The organism is Stenotrophomonas sp. STEN087 (genome assembly GCF_056759115.1).
On the sequence record NZ_JBRRCR010000023.1, the window covers coordinates 45,140 to 59,335 of the forward strand.

Consider the following 14,196-nt stretch of genomic DNA (forward strand, 5'->3'; position numbering starts at 1 on the left):
TTTCGTATGGGCCGCGTGGTGCATTCGCCGGGCATGGCCCGGCGCTACCTTTATTTGCCGCGTCCGAACAGCATCGCGATGCCGACGCCGACCAGGCCGACCGGCCACCAGGTCAGGAACAGCTTGGACAGGTTCAGGTGCGTCCAGCCCAGGTTGCTGGCGAGCATGAACAAGCCGATCAGGATCAGCAGGATGGCGGCGACGAGATTGAAGCGCATCGGGTCGTCAAAGGCTCAGGGATGGGCCGGATATCCTAGCCGTTCCTTCCAGTAGGCGACATGCTGGTCCAGTGCGGCCGGCTCGTAGCGGTGCGCCGGACCACTGCCCCAGACCGGGCCCGGCCACGCCGGATCGCCGTCGTGGCGGCCGATCACGTGGAAATGCAGCTGGCGCACGATATTGCCCAGCGCGCCGATGTTGATCTTCTCCACCCCGTCCGTGCCGTGCAGGGCCTTGCAGGCGCGGTTGAGTTCGGTGCGCAGCTTGTCCTGCTGTTCACCGTCCAGCTCGATCCATTCGGTGATCCCGGCCAGGCGGGGCACCAGCACCAGCCAGGGGAATCGTTCGTCGTTCATCAACCGCACTTGCGACAACGGGCCTTCTGCTACCAGGACGCTGTCGGTGGCCAGGCGTGAATCCAGTTCGAAATCGCTCATCCAAGATGCTCCGTGAAGAAGTCCAGGGTGCGTTGCAGCGCCAGGGCGGCGCTGTCTGGATCATACGCATGTCCGACCTCCCGGTTGAAGGCGTGGTCGGCCGGATAGACGTAGGTGGCCATCTGCGGCAGCTTTTCGCGGTGGGCCTGCACGGCGTCCGGCGGGATGCTCCTGTCCTGGGCGCCGAAGTGGAAGATCACCGGGGCCTTGGGCGTCTCGTCGAGGAAATTGACGTTGCGGCCGCCGTAGTAGCTGGCCGAGGGCAGGCCCAGGCGCATGGCCGCCAGCAGGGCCACGCTGCCGCCCCAGCAGTAGCCGACGGTGCCGACCTTGCCGTAGGGGGCCAGGCGCGTCGCCGCGGCGCGAACCACTTCCAGCGCCTTCTCCATGCCCAGGGTGTTGACCCGCTCCAGGCCGTCCTTCACGCCCTCGGGGCTGTAGGGCAGGGCATCGGGGTCGGATTCCGGGCCATCGACCAGGTCGAAGAACGACGGCGCCAGCACGGCGTAGCCTTCGGCGGCGAAGCGCTCGGCCACCCCGCGCATGTGCGCGTTGACCCCGAAGATTTCCTGTATGACCACCAGCGCCGCGCGCGGCTTGCCTTCGGGCAGGACCTGCCAGGCGCGGACCGGGCCATGATGCGTATCCAGGGTGATCCATTCGGACATCGTCGGGAACCTCGTTGCTGGGGACAGGCCTGCATTGTCGACGCTGGCCGGGTTAGCGGCGTGTCAGCGGCTGTGCCCGATCAGGCGGCTGGCCATTCAGAGCCCGGCCACCAACCCCGCTATACTGGCGCCCTTTCAGGCCCCGGCCCCCAGGTCCCCCTGCCATGCCGGCAGGGGCCCAGGCCCCCAGAGTCCCGCGATTTCCATGTCCCAGCTGAACCCCAAAGTCGGCTTCGTCAGCCTTGGCTGCCCGAAGGCCCTTGTCGATTCCGAGCGCATCCTCACCCAGCTCCGCTCGGAAGGTTATGACATCGTCCCGTCCTACGATTCGGCCGACGTGGTGGTGGTCAACACCTGCGGCTTCATCGATTCGGCGGTGACCGAATCGCTGGACGCCATTGGCGAGGCGATGAACCAGAACGGCAAGGTCATCGTCACCGGCTGCCTGGGCAAGCGCCCGGAGCAGATCCGCGAGGCGTACCCGAACGTGCTGGCGGTGTCCGGCCCGCAGGATTACCAGAGCGTGATGGAAGCGGTGCACGAAGCGCTGCCGCCCAAGCACGACCCGTTCGTGGACCTGGTGCCGGACTACGGCATCAAGCTGACCCCGCGCCATTACGCCTACCTGAAGATTTCCGAGGGCTGCAACCACAAGTGCAGCTTCTGCATCATCCCGTCGATGCGCGGCAAGCTGGTTTCGCGCCCGGTGGATGAGGTGCTGCGCGAAGCCGAGCGCCTGGTGCGCGGCGGCGTGCGCGAGCTGCTGGTGGTTTCGCAGGACACCTCGGCCTACGGCGTGGACGTGAAGTACGCCGAGAAGATGTGGCGCGACAAGGCCTACCAGACCCGCCTGAAGGCGCTGTGCGAAGGCCTGTCCGAGCTCGATGCCTGGGTGCGCATGCACTACGTCTACCCGTACCCGCACGTGGACGAAGTGGTGCCGCTGATGGCGGAGAACCGCATCCTGCCGTACCTGGACATCCCGTTCCAGCACGCGAGCCCGCGCATCCTGCGCCTGATGAAGCGCCCGGGCGCGGTCGAGAAGACCCTCGAGCGCGTGCAGAACTGGCGCCGCATGGCCCCGGACATCACCGTGCGTTCGACCTTCATCGTCGGCTTCCCGGGCGAGACCGAGGCCGAGTTCGAAGAACTGCTGTCGTTCCTGGACGAAGCACAGCTGGACCGCGTGGGCGCGTTCGCCTATTCGCCGGTCGAGGGGGCCACCGCCAACGACCTGCCCGATGCCGTGCCGGAAGAAGTGAAGCAGGAGCGCCTGGCCCGCTTCATGGAGAAGCAGGCGCAGATTTCCGCCGCGCGTCTGGAAGCCAAGATCGGCACCGTGCAGCAGTGCCTGGTCGATGCCATCGAAGGCGATATCGCCGTGGCCCGTTCCAAGGCCGATGCCCCGGAGATCGACGGCCTGGTGCACATCCAGAACGCCGACCAGGTGCCGCTGCGCGTGGGCGAGTTCGTCGACGTGGAGATCACCGAGAGCGACGAGCACGACCTGTACGGTGACGCGCTGGCCAGCGCCACGCGTCCGGCGTTCGACCTCAAGGTGCTGTGACCGCAGCGACGGCCGCCGGCGGCGACGCAGGCGGCCCTCGTCGCTTCATCCCGCCGCCGCGTGCGGCGGTCGATGCGCGGGTGTTCGAGCATCCGCTGTTCGATGGCGTGCGCGGCTTTGCCGATCTGCTGGCGGGACCGGGTTGGCCGACCGTCGCCGCGCTGGATGCCCGGCTGGCCCTGCCTGGGCTGCAGCTGGTCGAGCAGGATGCCGCGCTGCTGGCCGATGGCCTGCACTACGAGGCCCGCATCGCCCAGGGCCGCCTCGCGACCCGCGCGGACAACTGGCACGACCTGTTCAATGCGCTGGTCTGGGCGGGTTTTCCCCGGCTCAAGCGCGTGCTCAATGCATGGCAGTGCCTGCATATCGCGGCGATGGCGCCCGGCCAGCGTAACCGCGCACAGGCCGCGCTGACCCAGTTCGATGAAACCGGCGTGGTCGTGCAGGTGCGCGATGCCGGCGTGCTGGCCGCATGGGACGCGCACGACTGGCACGCACTGTTCGATGCTTCGCACTGGCAGGGCGGTGGCATCGCTGTGGTGGCGGTGTTCGGCCATGCGCTGATGGAGCAGGCGCTGCTGCCGGGCCGGCTACTGGTCGGCAAGTGCGTGGTGGTGCAGGGCGATGGTGAGGCGGGATGCATCGAGACGGTCACCCGAGCCATCGACGAGGGCCGGGTGCTGGGCGATCCGCTGCAGCTGCGGCCGCTGCCGTTGGCCGGTATTCCCGGCTGGCATGAGGTGCAGGATGCCGCCTTCTACGGGAATGCGGATTATTTCCGCCCGCTGCGCCCCGGCCGCCAGTACCCGCCGCCGCTGCCGCTGCCGCTGCCTCTGCTTCGGTAGAGTCGACTGCTAGTCGACTGCTCTTCCTGCAGCCATGAAAATCCCGCGCTGCGCGCGATAGTCGACTAACAGTCGACTCCACCAACAGCGGCGCAGTCGACCGACCGTCGACGTTACGGCGCCGCGTATTCCACCCCGATCACCGCGAACGTGAACTGCCCACCGGGCAGCTCCACCGCGAACTCATCATCAATGCGTTTCTTCAGAAGCGCCCGCGCCAGCGGCGAGTCGATGCTGATCCAGCCCAGCCCGGCATCGGTCTCGTCCGGGCCGACGATGCGGTAGCGGCTGGTCTCGCCACTGTCCACGTTCTCCAGCTCCACCCACGCACCGAAGAACACCGCCTGCGGATCGGTCGGCGTGGTGTCGACCACGCGCAGCGATTCCAGGCGCTTGGTCAGGTAGCGCACGCGGCGGTCGATCTCGCCCAGCTGCTTCTTGCGGTAGGTGTACTCGGCATTCTCCGAACGGTCGCCTTCGGCAGCGGCCGCGGCCAGCGCCTTCACCACCTCGGGGCGGCGCACGCGCCACAGGTCATCCAGCTCGGCTTTCAACCGGGCGTGGCCGGCGGCAGTGATCAGGGCGGTGCTTTTTTCTGCGGGGGGACGCCAGCGGGACATGCAGTACGACTTCTTTTCAGGATGACGAATAGGGAGTGGGGTCGGAGCCCGGGGTCAGATCCCTTTCCAGCGGAAAGGGCTCTGACCCCGGCAATGGAAGATCAACGCTTGCCGCCGAAAATGCCACCGAGGATCCCGCGCACGATCTGGTTGCCCAGCTTGGTGCCGACCGTGCGCGTGGTCTGCTTGGCCATGGTTTCGATCATGCCCTGGCGGCGCTTGGTGCCGAAGATCGCGTCCTTGATCGACTGGCCGAAGCCGCCTTCCTGCGCCTCGTCCTGCTCGCGGCTGCGGGCGGCCGGGGCTGCGGCCTGCTCGGTGGCCTTCTGCGCGCGCTGGGTCAGCAGTTCGGCGGCCGATTCGCGGTTCACTGCGGTGTCGTAGCGGGTGCCGACCGGGCTGCCCGCACGCACCTGCGCGCGCTCGGCCTCGGTGATCGGCCCCATGCGGCAGCGCGGCGGGGCGATCATCGTCTGCTGCACCGGCATCGGCACGCCCTTGTCCTGCAGCGTGGACACCAGCGCTTCGCCGGTGCCGAGCTGGCTGAGGGCCTTGGCCACGTCCAGCTTCGGGTTCGGTACGAAGGTCTCGGCGGCGGTCTTCACCGCCTTCTGGTCGCGCGGGGTGAAGGCACGCAGCGCGTGCTGCACGCGGTTGCCGAGCTGGCCGAGGATGTTGCCCGGCACGTCGTCGGGGAACTGCGAGCAGAAGTACACGCCCACGCCCTTGGAGCGGATCAGCCGCACCACCTGCTCGATGCGCTGCACCAGCGAGGCCGGCGCGTCGTCGAACAGCAGGTGGGCCTCGTCGAAGATGAAGACCAGCTTGGGTTTGTCCAGGTCGCCCACTTCAGGCAGCTGCTCGAACAGTTCCGACAGCAGCCACAGCAGGAAGGTGGAATAGAGCTTGGGCTTGAGTACCAGCTGGTCGGCGGCGAGGATGCCGATCACGCCGCGTCCGTCGTGATTGACCCGCATGAGGTCGGCCAGTTCCACCGCCGGTTCGCCGAAGAAGCCTTCGCCGCCGTCCTGGGCCAAGCGCAGCACGGAGCGCTGGATGGCCGCGATCGACTGTGCGCTGACCAGGCCGTACTCGGTGGAGATGTCCTTGCGTTCCTCGGCCACCAGGCCCAGCAGGGCGCGCAGGTCGTCCATGTCCAGCAGCAGCAGGCCACGGTCGTCGGCCAGCTTGAAGACGATGTCGAGCACGCCCGCCTGGGTGTCGTTCAACTCCAGGATGCGCGCCAGCAGGGTCGGGCCCATCTCGCTGATGGTGGTGCGCACCGGGTGGCCGAGCTTGCCGTACAGATCCCAGAACACAGTGGGGCTGGCGGCCGGTGCGTAGTCGGCCACGCCGATCTCGGCGGCGCGCTGCAGCAGGGCATCGGCGCCGGTGCCGGGTACGGCCAGGCCGGACACATCGCCCTTCACATCGGCCAGGAACACCGGCACGCCCAGCCGCGAGAAGCCCTCGGCCAGGGTCATCAGGGTCACGGTCTTGCCGGTACCGGTGGCACCGGCCACCAGGCCATGGCGGTTGCCGAGTTTCGGCAGCAGGGTGACAGCCACATCGTCGGTGATGCCTTTGCCGAGCAGAATCGGATCCATGGTCCAGCCCTTGTGGTGAATGCGCCCAATGTTAACCGCCGAGGGTGGCGGGCCGACGGCCGGGTTGCCCGGACCTTGGCGGCACCGCTACTCTGCCTGCCTGTTTCGCACACAGTGCCACCAATGCCCGTTCCTGTCCTGATTTCCCGTGGTTGGCCGCTGCTGGCGCTCGCCGGCCTGGTATCCCTGGCGCCCGACGCCCATGCGCAGCGTGTTTCGGCGCGGGACCAGGCCAAGGCCGATGCGCTGCAGCAGCGCATGGCCACCGCCGAGAAACGCTACAGCGATGCCCTGCTGCTGGTCGCCAATGCCGACCCCAAGGGCAGCAACGAAGCCGATGCGGCGCTGGAGGACATGGAAGATGTCATCAGCGAATGCGTGAAGCAGAAGGGCTGCCAGATGAGCAACATGCTGGCCACCTACAAGCGCCTGCTGAAGCGTGATGCCGACGCGGCCGCCAGCGACGACGTGGCCGAAGAGGGCGGTGACCGCCTGGAGGCCGACCCGGACCACGTGGGCCCGCTGACCGCCGACGTGCCCGAGGCCGCCCGCGCCGCGGCGCTGCTTAACGACAAGCGCCACGCTTTCGACAACATGGTCGACTACAACCCGGCCGTGCAGGCGGGCATCCGCCGCTGGCTGACCGACATGCGCCCGGCTTTGCTGACGAGCTACGAGAACTACCAGAACCTGCGCGCGGTGATGTGGCCCGAGTGGGAAAAGCGCGGCCTGCCCGAGGCGCTGCTGTTCGGCATCATGGCCAAGGAATCCAATGGCCGCGTGCATGCGTCCTCGCGCGCTGGTGCGGCCGGTCTGATGCAGTTCATGCCGGCCACCGGTCGCCGCTTCGGCCTGGGCCCGGACGGCACCGGCTTCGATACCCGCTTCGACGCGCGCAGCGCCGCCGAAGCCAGCGCCAGCTACCTCAACGAGCGCCTGCGCGAACTGAACAACAACGTGGAAATGTCGGTGGCCGCCTACAACGGCGGTGAAGGCCGCGCCGCGCGCGTGTTCAAGCAGAGCGGCGGGCAGAGCTTCTGGACCGACAGCGTCTACAACCAGTTCCCCGGCGAGACCAAGGACTACGTGCCGATGGTGATCGCCGCGGCGTGGATCTTCCTGCACCCGCAGCAGTACGGCGTGGAGTTCCCGAAGATCAGCGCGCAGCCAGCCACCCTGCGCCTGGCCAAGTCGACCACCATCTACGAGCTGACCATCTGCCTGGGCAGCCACGGCACACGTGACGGCTACATGCGCGCGCTGCGCAACCTCAACCCGCGCTATGAAGCCGATGGCTGGATTCCGGCTGGCACGCTGATCAACGCCACCACCCGCATCACCAGCCTGTACCAGCGCAACTGCGTCAGCGGCCCGCGCGCGGACCTGGCCCGCACCCTGATCACCGCCGATCTGAACGCGGCCATCGTGCGCCCGACCGCCGCCAGCTACACCGGCAGCGTGGCCGTGGGCGGCGTGGTGCCGCTGGCCGACCCGAACGCCAGCGCCACGGTGCCGACCGCACCGACCGCGCCGGTTGCCGCGCCGCGCCCGGCGGCGCCCAAGGCCAAGCCTGCCAAGACCTACAAGGTCGGCAAGGGCGACACCCTGGGCCGCATTGCGGCGAAATTCCAGTGCGAAGTGCCTACCCTGGCGCGCGCCAACGGCCTGAAGGCCCCCAGCTACAGCCTGCGCCCCGGCAAGGTGCTGAAGCTGCAGGGCTGCGACAAGTAACCGAACCGGAAGAGAGCCATGGACCTGGAAGCAACCCGCGATCTGTTCGCCAACCTGCGCGAGAACACCGACTGGGATCTCGCCACGCCCTTGCTGTGGGGCTACTACTTCGTGCATTCCACCCCGGACCGCCTGCAGGCACTGGCAACCACCCTGGAAGCCCAGGGCTATGCGGTGGTGGAACTGTTCGAGCAGGAGCCGGAAGAAGGCGGCGCACCCTTCCACGTGCTGCACGTGGAGCGCGTGGAGATCCACGACGAAGCCTCGCTGGACCTGCGCAACCAGGAACTGGCCGCCCTGGCCAGCCAGACCGGCGTGGAAGACTACGACGGCGTCGACGTCGGCCCGGCCCCGACCCTGCAGTGAATCCATCCACGCACGGCGTGGATCTACCTAGGCGGTAGTGCCGGCCGCTGGCCGGCATCCCGGTGAATCCATTCGACCTGGTAGTGCCGGCCGCTGGCCGGCATTGCGGTGAATCGATACCGCCAGGTCAGCGCAGCTTCGCCAGCGCCTGACCCAGTTGCACAGGGTGCTCGGCATCCAGATGCGGGGCGAACTCGGCCACGCCCGGCGGCAGCAGCACGATCACGGTCGAGCCATAGTTGAAGCGTGCCATTTCGGCGAAACGCTCCAGCCTGATGCCCTGGCCGCGATAATCCTTGCGGGTGATGCGGTCGCCATAATGCGGAATCTCTTCGCCGCTCCACACCGTTTCCACGCCGGACACCAGCAGCGCACCGACCATCACACTGACCATCGGGCCAAAGCTGGTATCGAAGTGGCAGACCAGGCGTTCGTTGCGGGCGAACAGGCGCGGCACGCCGTTCACCGCGGCCGGGCCGACACTGAACAGCCGGCCGGGCACGTGCACGGTCTCGCGCAGGGTGCCGGTCCAGGGCATGTGCACACGGTGGTAGTCACGCGGGGACAGGTACACCGTGGCGTACAGGCCGTCGTTGTACGGCTTGGCGTCCTCGTCGCTGCCCAGCAGTTCGGCGGCGGTGAAGGACTGGCCCTTGGCCTGGAAAATGCGGCCGGCCTCGATCTTCCCCAGCTGGCTGATGCGGCCGTCGGCCGGCATCACCAGGCTGCGCGGATCGGCATCGGCCACGCGAGCGCCCGGCTTCAGGGCGCGGGTGAAGAACTGGTTGAAGGTCGGGTAGCTGCGCGGGTCCGGGTTGGCCGCTTCGTCCAGGTTGACGTTGAACTTGCGGGTGACGGTGTCGATCAGCCAGCGCGACACGCGCGGGTCGTCCGAGTACGCCAGCGAGCGCGCCATCGAGGACAGCAGGCGGTGGGGCAGGGCGTACGTCAGGGCGGTGATCAGGCTCATGGGGCGGATTTCTCGGTCAGCTTCTGCAGGTCGCGGGCGATGGCCGGCGCATTGAACGGGGGCCGCACCAGGCCGGCAAGGCGGCCCTGCGGGTCGAGTACGGCCAGGCTGGCCGAGTGCTCGACGGTGTAATCCTCGGGATTCTCGTCGAAATGCTTGCCCGGCACCTTCTGGAACACGAAGCCCAGCGAGGTGGCGAAGCGCTCCAGCGAGGGGATGTCGGCGGTGGCGGCCAGGGTGTCCTTGTGGAAGCCGTGCACGTACTCGCCCAGGCGGATGGCGTTGTCACGGTCCGGGTCGACCGACACGAACAGCACGCGTGGGCGCAGCGTGTCGGGCAGGGCTTCCCACTGCTTCTGCGCACCGGCCAGCTCGGCCAGGGTGGTGGGGCAGACGTCCGGGCAGAAGGTGAAACCGAGGAACACCAAGGTCCAGTGGCCCTTCAGCTCGCCGGGGATGAGCCGGGTACCGTCGGACTGGGCCAGGTTGAAATCGGGCAGCTCGCGGGTGTGCGGGTACAGGGTGATCGCTTCGGTGGCCGGCTGGCTGGCCGGCGGCTTCGGCGCGAACACCTGCTGCGCGGCCAGCAGGCCCAGGCCCGCCGCCAGGGCGATCAGCAGGATGATGCCGACGTTGCGATTGAACATGGGAGCCCCCGCAGGAAGTAATCCCCATCATACCGGCTGCAGCCTGATCGTTTCCGTCGCAACGGATGCCGCCGCGGGCGCCAGCCTCTATAATCGTGGGCCACTTTGCCCGCAGTACCGCCATGACCGCTGAAACGGCCGCCGAACTCCACACGATCATCGACCTGATCCGCTACGGCACCAGCCGTTTCAACGAAGCCGGGCTGACCTTCGGGCACAGCTACGACAATGCCCTGGACGAGGCCACCCAGCTGGTGCTGCACAGCCTGCACCTGCCGCACGACCTCGGCCCGGCCTACGGCCAGGCCCGCCTGCTGCAGGCCGAGAAGGTCCGCGTGCTGGAACTGTTCCAGCGCCGCATTGACGAGCGCGTCCCGGCCGCCTACCTGACCGGTGAAGCCTGGTTCGCCGGCCTCAGCTTCAAGAGCGATTCGCGCGCCCTGGTGCCGCGCTCGCCGATCGCCGAGCTGATCGAGTGCGGCTTCGAGCCGTGGCTGGCCGGCCGTGACGTCAGCCGTGCGCTGGACCTGTGCACCGGTTCGGGCTGCATCGCCATCGCCATGGGCCACTACTACCCGAACTGGGAAGTGGACGGCGTCGACCTGAGCGATGACGCGCTGTCGCTGGCCGAAGAGAACAAGGAACGCCTGCAGGCGCACAACGTGACCCTGCTGAAGTCGGACCTGTTCAACGGCCTGACCGGCCGCCACTACGACCTGATCGTCACCAACCCGCCGTACGTCACCAACGACGAGACCGATGCCCTGCCGCAGGAATATTCCTACGAGCCGGAGATGGGCCTGCGTGCCGGCGACGACGGTCTGGACCTGGTGCTGAAGATCCTGCGCGACGCCCCGCTGCACCTGAGCGAGGACGGCCTGCTGATCTGCGAAGTGGGTGAATCCGAGCAGCACCTGATCAAGCTGCTGCCGGAAGTCGACTTCGCCTGGGTGGAGTTCAAGGTCGGCCAGATGGGCATCTTCGCGGTCGAATGCCGCGAGCTGATCGCCCACAGCGCACGCATCACCGAACTGGCGGCGCAGCGCCCGTGAGTTCCAATTCGTTCGGCAAGCTGTTCACCGTCACCACGTTCGGCGAGTCGCACGGGCCGGCCATCGGCTGCGTGATCGACGGTTGCCCGCCGGGGCTGGCGCTGGATGCGGCCGAATTCACCCACGACCTGCAGCGTCGCGCCACCGGCAAGAGCCGGCACACCTCGGCGCGCCGCGAGGCCGACGAGGTCGAGATCCTTTCCGGCGTGTACGAGGGCCTGACCACCGGCACCCCGATCGCGCTGCTGATCCGCAACACCGACCAGCGCAGCAAGGATTACGCGAACATCGGCCAGCAGTTCCGGCCGGGCCATGCCGACTACAGCTACTGGCACAAGTACGGCATCCGCGACCCGCGCGGTGGCGGCCGTTCCTCGGCCCGCGAGACCACCATGCGCGTCGCTGCCGGCGTGGTCGCCAAGAAGTGGCTGGCCGAGCGCTTCGGGGTGACCGTGCGCGGCTACCTGTCGCAGCTGGGCGAGATCCGTCCGGCCGGGTTCGACTGGTCGGCGGTGGAAGACAACCCGTTCTTCTGGCCGCACGCCGAACAGGTGCCCGAGCTGGAGGCGTACATGGATGCGCTGCGCAAGTCCGGTGATTCGGTCGGTGCGCGCGTGGACGTGGTGGCCGACAACGTGCCGCCGGGCTGGGGCGAGCCGATCTACGGCAAGCTCGACGGCGACCTCGCCGCCGCGCTGATGAGCATCAACGCAGTGAAGGGCGTGGAGATCGGCGATGGTTTCGCCAGCGCCGCGCAGAAGGGCACCGAACACCGTGACCTGCTGACCCCGCAGGGCTTCGCCAGCAACCATGCCGGCGGCATCCTCGGTGGCATTTCCACCGGCCAGCCGGTGGTCGCGTCCATCGTCCTCAAGCCCACCTCCAGTCTGCGCCTGCCGGGCCCGTCGCTGGATACCGAGGGCAACGTGGTCGAAGTGGTCACCACCGGCCGCCACGACCCGTGCGTCGGCATCCGTGCCACCCCCATCGCCGAGGCGATGATGGCCCTGGTGCTGATGGACCAGGCCCTGCGCCACCGCGCCCAGTGCGGTGACGTCGGCACCATCACCCCGCGCATTCCCGGGCAGATCGATGGCTGATACCCGGCCGACGGTGTGGGTGAGCCAGCCGCTGATCGACGCGGCCATCGCGCCGCTGCGCGATCGCGTGCAGCTGCTGGCCACCGACACCGTCACCGCCTGGTCGCCGCAGCAGATCGCCCAGCGCCTGGCCTCGGTCGACGGCGCGATCATCACCCTCAACGAGCGCATCGGCGCGGCCCAGGTGGCCGATGCCGCGCAGCTGCAGGTGATCGCCAACGTAGGCGTCGGCTACAACAACCTGGATGTCGACGCGCTGAGCGCGGCCGGCATCCTCGCCAGCAACACCCCGGACGTGCTCACCGAGACCACGGCCGACCTCGGTTTCGCCCTGCTGATGGCCACCGCGCGCCGCATCACCGAATCCGAGCGCTGGCTGCGTGAAGGGCAGTGGGGGCAATGGTCGTTCCAGACCATGCTCGGTGCCGACATCCATGGCAGCACGCTGGGCATCCTCGGCATGGGCCGCATCGGCCAGGGCGTGGCCCGCCGTGGCGCGCTCGGCTTCGGCATGAAGGTGCTGTACCACAACCGTTCGCGGCTGCCGGCCGAGACCGAAGCTGCGCTCGGCGCGACCTACGTGGATCTGGACACGCTGCTGGCGCAGTCCGACCACCTGGTCACCGTGCTGCCGTACACCCCGGCCTCGCACCACATCATCGATGCGGCCGCGCTGGCCAAGATGAAGCCGTCGGCCACGCTGGTGAACATCGCCCGCGGCGGCATCGTCGACGAACTGGCCCTGGCCGATGCGCTGGCCCATGGCCGCCTGGCCGCCGCCGGCCTGGATGTCTACGAAGGCGAACCGAAGGTGCGCCCGGAACTGCTGGCGCTGCGCAACGTGGTGCTGACCCCGCATATCGGCAGCGCCTCGCTGGGCACCCGTACCGCCATGGTGCAGCTGGCCGTGGACAACCTGCTGGCCGGCCTCGGCCTGGCTGGCGAAGCGGCGCGCATGCCGAGCGCGATCAACGCCGACGCGGCCCTCGCCGCGCGTGCCGTGCTGGGCAAAAAAACCGGGAAACGATAGGGAACCTCTGCGCGCCCCGCCTGAGGAGGTTCCCCGAACCCAGCTGTCGTGCGTGAGTTTTCCCCCTTCCCGTTTTCGTGAGAGTTCCCCCATGAGCAATGCACAACGCAGCTTCCACGTCGCCATCGTCGGTGCCACCGGCGCCGTCGGCGAAACCATGCTGGCCATCCTGGCCGAGCGCAACTTCCCGGTTGGTACCCTGAGCCTGCTCGCTTCCGAGCGCTCGGCCGGCGGCGAAGTCGAGTTCGAAGGCCAGAAGGTGAAGATCCAGGACCTGGCCACCTTCGATCCCAGCGGCGTGGAGATCGCCCTGTTCTCGGCCGGTGGCAGCGTCTCCAAGGAGTACGCGCCGAAGTTCGCCGCCGCCGGTGCGGTGGTGATCGACAACTCCTCGGCCTTCCGTTACGACGATGACGTGCCGCTGGTGGTGTCCGAGGTCAACCCGGACCAGGTCGGCAACCGTCCGCGCGGCATCATCGCCAACCCGAACTGCTCGACCATGCAGATGCTGGTGGCGCTGGCGCCGCTGCACCGCAAGTACGGCATCGAGCGCATCAACGTGTCCACCTACCAGTCGGTGTCCGGCGGCGGCCGTTCGGCGATGGAAGAGCTGGGCAAGCAGACTGGCCAGCTGCTGAGCTTCCAGGAGATCGATCCGCAGCGCTTCCCGGTGCAGATCGCCTTCAACCTGATCCCGCACATCGACGACTTCCAGGACAACGGCTTCACCAAGGAAGAAATGAAGCTGGTCTGGGAAACCCGCAAGATCCTCGGCGACGACAGCATCCTGGTGAACCCGACCGCCGTGCGCGTGCCGGTGTTCTACGGCCACTCCGAATCGGTGGCGATCGAGACCCGCGACAAGGTGACCGTCGCCGAAGCGCGCGCGCTGCTGGAACAGTCGCCGGGCGTGGAAGTGGTGGACCGCCATGAAGCCGGTGGCTACCCGACCCCGGTCACCCATGCCTCGGGCACCGATGCGGTGTACGTCGGCCGCATCCGTGAAGACCTGTCGCACCCGCGCGGCCTGAACCTGTGGATCGTCTCGGACAACGTGCGCAAGGGCGCGGCATTGAATGCCGTGCAGCTGGCCGAGCTGGTCGCCGCCGAACAGCGCTGATCCCTCGCTGTTGCTTCACCGGTAGTGGCGCGGGGGGGGGGGGGGGGCCGCGCGGGGGCGGGACGCCGCGCGGCCCCGCCGCCGGGGCGGGCGGGGGGGGGGGGGGGGGGGTATCCACGCCATGCGTGGATGAGGGACGCCGCGAGGAATCGTAGATCCACGCCATGCGTGGATGAGGGACGCCGCGAGGAATCGTAGATCCACGCCATGCGTGGAT

The 14,196-nt window shown here is 68.1% G+C and carries 15 protein-coding genes; 8 read left to right on the forward strand and 7 right to left on the reverse strand.

Annotated elements, in window-relative coordinates; all coding sequences use genetic code 11:
• Positions 1 to 50 precede the first annotated feature (50 nt).
• From ACVOK1_RS08550 to ACVOK1_RS08560, 3 genes are read right to left on the reverse strand one after another with little or no spacing between them, the layout of a single operon-like run.
• Entirely contained in the window at positions 51 to 218 is a 168-nt protein-coding gene (locus ACVOK1_RS08550; RefSeq protein ID WP_165835665.1) for a LiaI-LiaF-like domain-containing protein, read from the reverse strand.
• 15 nt (positions 219 to 233) lie between these two features.
• Positions 234 to 656, reverse strand: coding sequence for an HIT domain-containing protein (locus ACVOK1_RS08555; protein ID WP_108765801.1), 423 nt, complete (start codon positions 654 to 656; stop codon positions 234 to 236).
• On the reverse strand, positions 653 to 1,324 hold the full coding sequence (locus ACVOK1_RS08560; protein WP_313052533.1) for a dienelactone hydrolase family protein: 672 nt from the start codon (positions 1,322 to 1,324) through the stop codon (positions 653 to 655). Before ACVOK1_RS08560 ends, ACVOK1_RS08555 begins: the two co-directional genes overlap by 4 nt.
• 205 nt (positions 1,325 to 1,529) lie before the next feature.
• On the opposite strand from ACVOK1_RS08560, the gene rimO reads away from it, so the two are divergent.
• Complete coding sequence (gene rimO, locus ACVOK1_RS08565; protein ID WP_481561751.1) at positions 1,530 to 2,891, forward strand: 30S ribosomal protein S12 methylthiotransferase RimO; 1,362 nt, start codon at positions 1,530 to 1,532, stop codon at positions 2,889 to 2,891.
• Positions 2,888 to 3,736, forward strand: coding sequence for a DUF3025 domain-containing protein (locus ACVOK1_RS08570; protein WP_481561752.1), 849 nt, complete (start codon positions 2,888 to 2,890; stop codon positions 3,734 to 3,736). Before rimO ends, ACVOK1_RS08570 begins: the two co-directional genes overlap by 4 nt.
• Positions 3,737 to 3,849: 113 nt before the next feature.
• On the opposite strand, the gene greB is transcribed toward ACVOK1_RS08570, so the two are convergent.
• Both greB and ACVOK1_RS08580 read right to left on the reverse strand, forming a co-directional pair.
• Positions 3,850 to 4,356 carry a transcription elongation factor GreB gene (gene greB, locus ACVOK1_RS08575; RefSeq protein ID WP_079222642.1) on the reverse strand — a complete coding sequence of 169 codons (507 nt, stop codon included), beginning with the start codon at positions 4,354 to 4,356 and terminating at the stop codon, positions 3,850 to 3,852.
• A 101-nt stretch (positions 4,357 to 4,457) separates the two neighbouring features.
• On the reverse strand, positions 4,458 to 5,963 hold the full coding sequence (locus ACVOK1_RS08580) for a helicase HerA-like domain-containing protein (RefSeq protein ID WP_481561754.1): 1,506 nt from the start codon (positions 5,961 to 5,963) through the stop codon (positions 4,458 to 4,460).
• A 123-nt stretch (positions 5,964 to 6,086) separates the two neighbouring features.
• Here ACVOK1_RS08580 and ACVOK1_RS08585 point away from each other — a divergent pair, with 123 nt between their 5' ends.
• Both ACVOK1_RS08585 and ACVOK1_RS08590 read left to right on the forward strand, forming a co-directional pair.
• The gene (locus ACVOK1_RS08585) at positions 6,087 to 7,694 is read left to right on the forward strand and encodes a transglycosylase SLT domain-containing protein (RefSeq protein WP_481561755.1); all 1,608 of its coding nucleotides are present in this window, start codon (positions 6,087 to 6,089) and stop codon (positions 7,692 to 7,694) included.
• An 18-nt stretch (positions 7,695 to 7,712) separates the two neighbouring features.
• Positions 7,713 to 8,060, forward strand: coding sequence for a ribonuclease E inhibitor RraB (locus ACVOK1_RS08590; RefSeq protein WP_367382817.1), 348 nt, complete (start codon positions 7,713 to 7,715; stop codon positions 8,058 to 8,060).
• 127 nt (positions 8,061 to 8,187) lie between these two features.
• On the opposite strand, the gene asd is transcribed toward ACVOK1_RS08590, so the two are convergent.
• Complete coding sequence (gene asd, locus ACVOK1_RS08595; protein WP_481561756.1) at positions 8,188 to 9,030, reverse strand: archaetidylserine decarboxylase; 843 nt, start codon at positions 9,028 to 9,030, stop codon at positions 8,188 to 8,190.
• Positions 9,027 to 9,677 carry an SCO family protein gene (locus ACVOK1_RS08600; protein WP_481561757.1) on the reverse strand — a complete coding sequence of 217 codons (651 nt, stop codon included), beginning with the start codon at positions 9,675 to 9,677 and terminating at the stop codon, positions 9,027 to 9,029. Before ACVOK1_RS08600 ends, asd begins: the two co-directional genes overlap by 4 nt.
• Before the next feature lie 122 nt (positions 9,678 to 9,799).
• Between ACVOK1_RS08600 and prmB the strand changes: the two genes are divergently transcribed.
• The 4 genes from prmB to ACVOK1_RS08620 all read left to right on the forward strand — a co-directional run bounded on the left by prmB (position 9,800) and on the right by ACVOK1_RS08620 (position 13,979).
• Positions 9,800 to 10,729 (forward strand): 50S ribosomal protein L3 N(5)-glutamine methyltransferase, encoded by a 930-nt coding sequence (gene prmB, locus ACVOK1_RS08605; protein WP_108770725.1) that lies wholly within the window; start codon positions 9,800 to 9,802, stop codon positions 10,727 to 10,729.
• Positions 10,726 to 11,829 carry a chorismate synthase gene (gene aroC / locus ACVOK1_RS08610; protein ID WP_164072896.1) on the forward strand — a complete coding sequence of 368 codons (1,104 nt, stop codon included), beginning with the start codon at positions 10,726 to 10,728 and terminating at the stop codon, positions 11,827 to 11,829. The genes prmB and aroC overlap by 4 nt, the downstream gene beginning before the upstream one ends.
• A complete protein-coding gene (locus tag ACVOK1_RS08615) occupies positions 11,822 to 12,859 on the forward strand; it encodes a 2-hydroxyacid dehydrogenase (protein ID WP_313205209.1) in 1,038 nt (345 codons plus the stop codon). Before aroC ends, ACVOK1_RS08615 begins: the two co-directional genes overlap by 8 nt.
• Before the next feature lie 91 nt (positions 12,860 to 12,950).
• On the forward strand, positions 12,951 to 13,979 hold the full coding sequence (locus tag ACVOK1_RS08620; protein WP_481561758.1) for an aspartate-semialdehyde dehydrogenase: 1,029 nt from the start codon (positions 12,951 to 12,953) through the stop codon (positions 13,977 to 13,979).
• Positions 13,980 to 14,196 lie beyond the last annotated feature (217 nt).

What these genes read in the sequence shown, in the direction of transcription:
- ACVOK1_RS08550 (WP_165835665.1), bottom strand. Translation starts at nt 218, where the DNA reads ATGCGCTTCAATCTCGTCGCCGCCATCCTGCTGATCCTGATCGGCTTG.
- ACVOK1_RS08555 (WP_108765801.1), bottom strand. Translation starts at nt 656, where the DNA reads ATGAGCGATTTCGAACTGGATTCACGCCTGGCCACCGACAGCGTCCTG.
- ACVOK1_RS08560 (WP_313052533.1), bottom strand. Translation starts at nt 1,324, where the DNA reads ATGTCCGAATGGATCACCCTGGATACGCATCATGGCCCGGTCCGCGCC.
- rimO (WP_481561751.1), top strand. Translation starts at nt 1,530, where the DNA reads ATGTCCCAGCTGAACCCCAAAGTCGGCTTCGTCAGCCTTGGCTGCCCG.
- greB (WP_079222642.1), bottom strand. Translation starts at nt 4,356, where the DNA reads ATGTCCCGCTGGCGTCCCCCCGCAGAAAAAAGCACCGCCCTGATCACT.
- ACVOK1_RS08580 (WP_481561754.1), bottom strand. Translation starts at nt 5,963, where the DNA reads ATGGATCCGATTCTGCTCGGCAAAGGCATCACCGACGATGTGGCTGTC.
- ACVOK1_RS08585 (WP_481561755.1), top strand. Translation starts at nt 6,087, where the DNA reads ATGCCCGTTCCTGTCCTGATTTCCCGTGGTTGGCCGCTGCTGGCGCTC.
- ACVOK1_RS08590 (WP_367382817.1), top strand. Translation starts at nt 7,713, where the DNA reads ATGGACCTGGAAGCAACCCGCGATCTGTTCGCCAACCTGCGCGAGAAC.
- asd (WP_481561756.1), bottom strand. Translation starts at nt 9,030, where the DNA reads ATGAGCCTGATCACCGCCCTGACGTACGCCCTGCCCCACCGCCTGCTG.
- ACVOK1_RS08600 (WP_481561757.1), bottom strand. Translation starts at nt 9,677, where the DNA reads ATGTTCAATCGCAACGTCGGCATCATCCTGCTGATCGCCCTGGCGGCG.
- prmB (WP_108770725.1), top strand. Translation starts at nt 9,800, where the DNA reads ATGACCGCTGAAACGGCCGCCGAACTCCACACGATCATCGACCTGATC.
- ACVOK1_RS08615 (WP_313205209.1), top strand. Translation starts at nt 11,822, where the DNA reads ATGGCTGATACCCGGCCGACGGTGTGGGTGAGCCAGCCGCTGATCGAC.
- ACVOK1_RS08620 (WP_481561758.1), top strand. Translation starts at nt 12,951, where the DNA reads ATGAGCAATGCACAACGCAGCTTCCACGTCGCCATCGTCGGTGCCACC.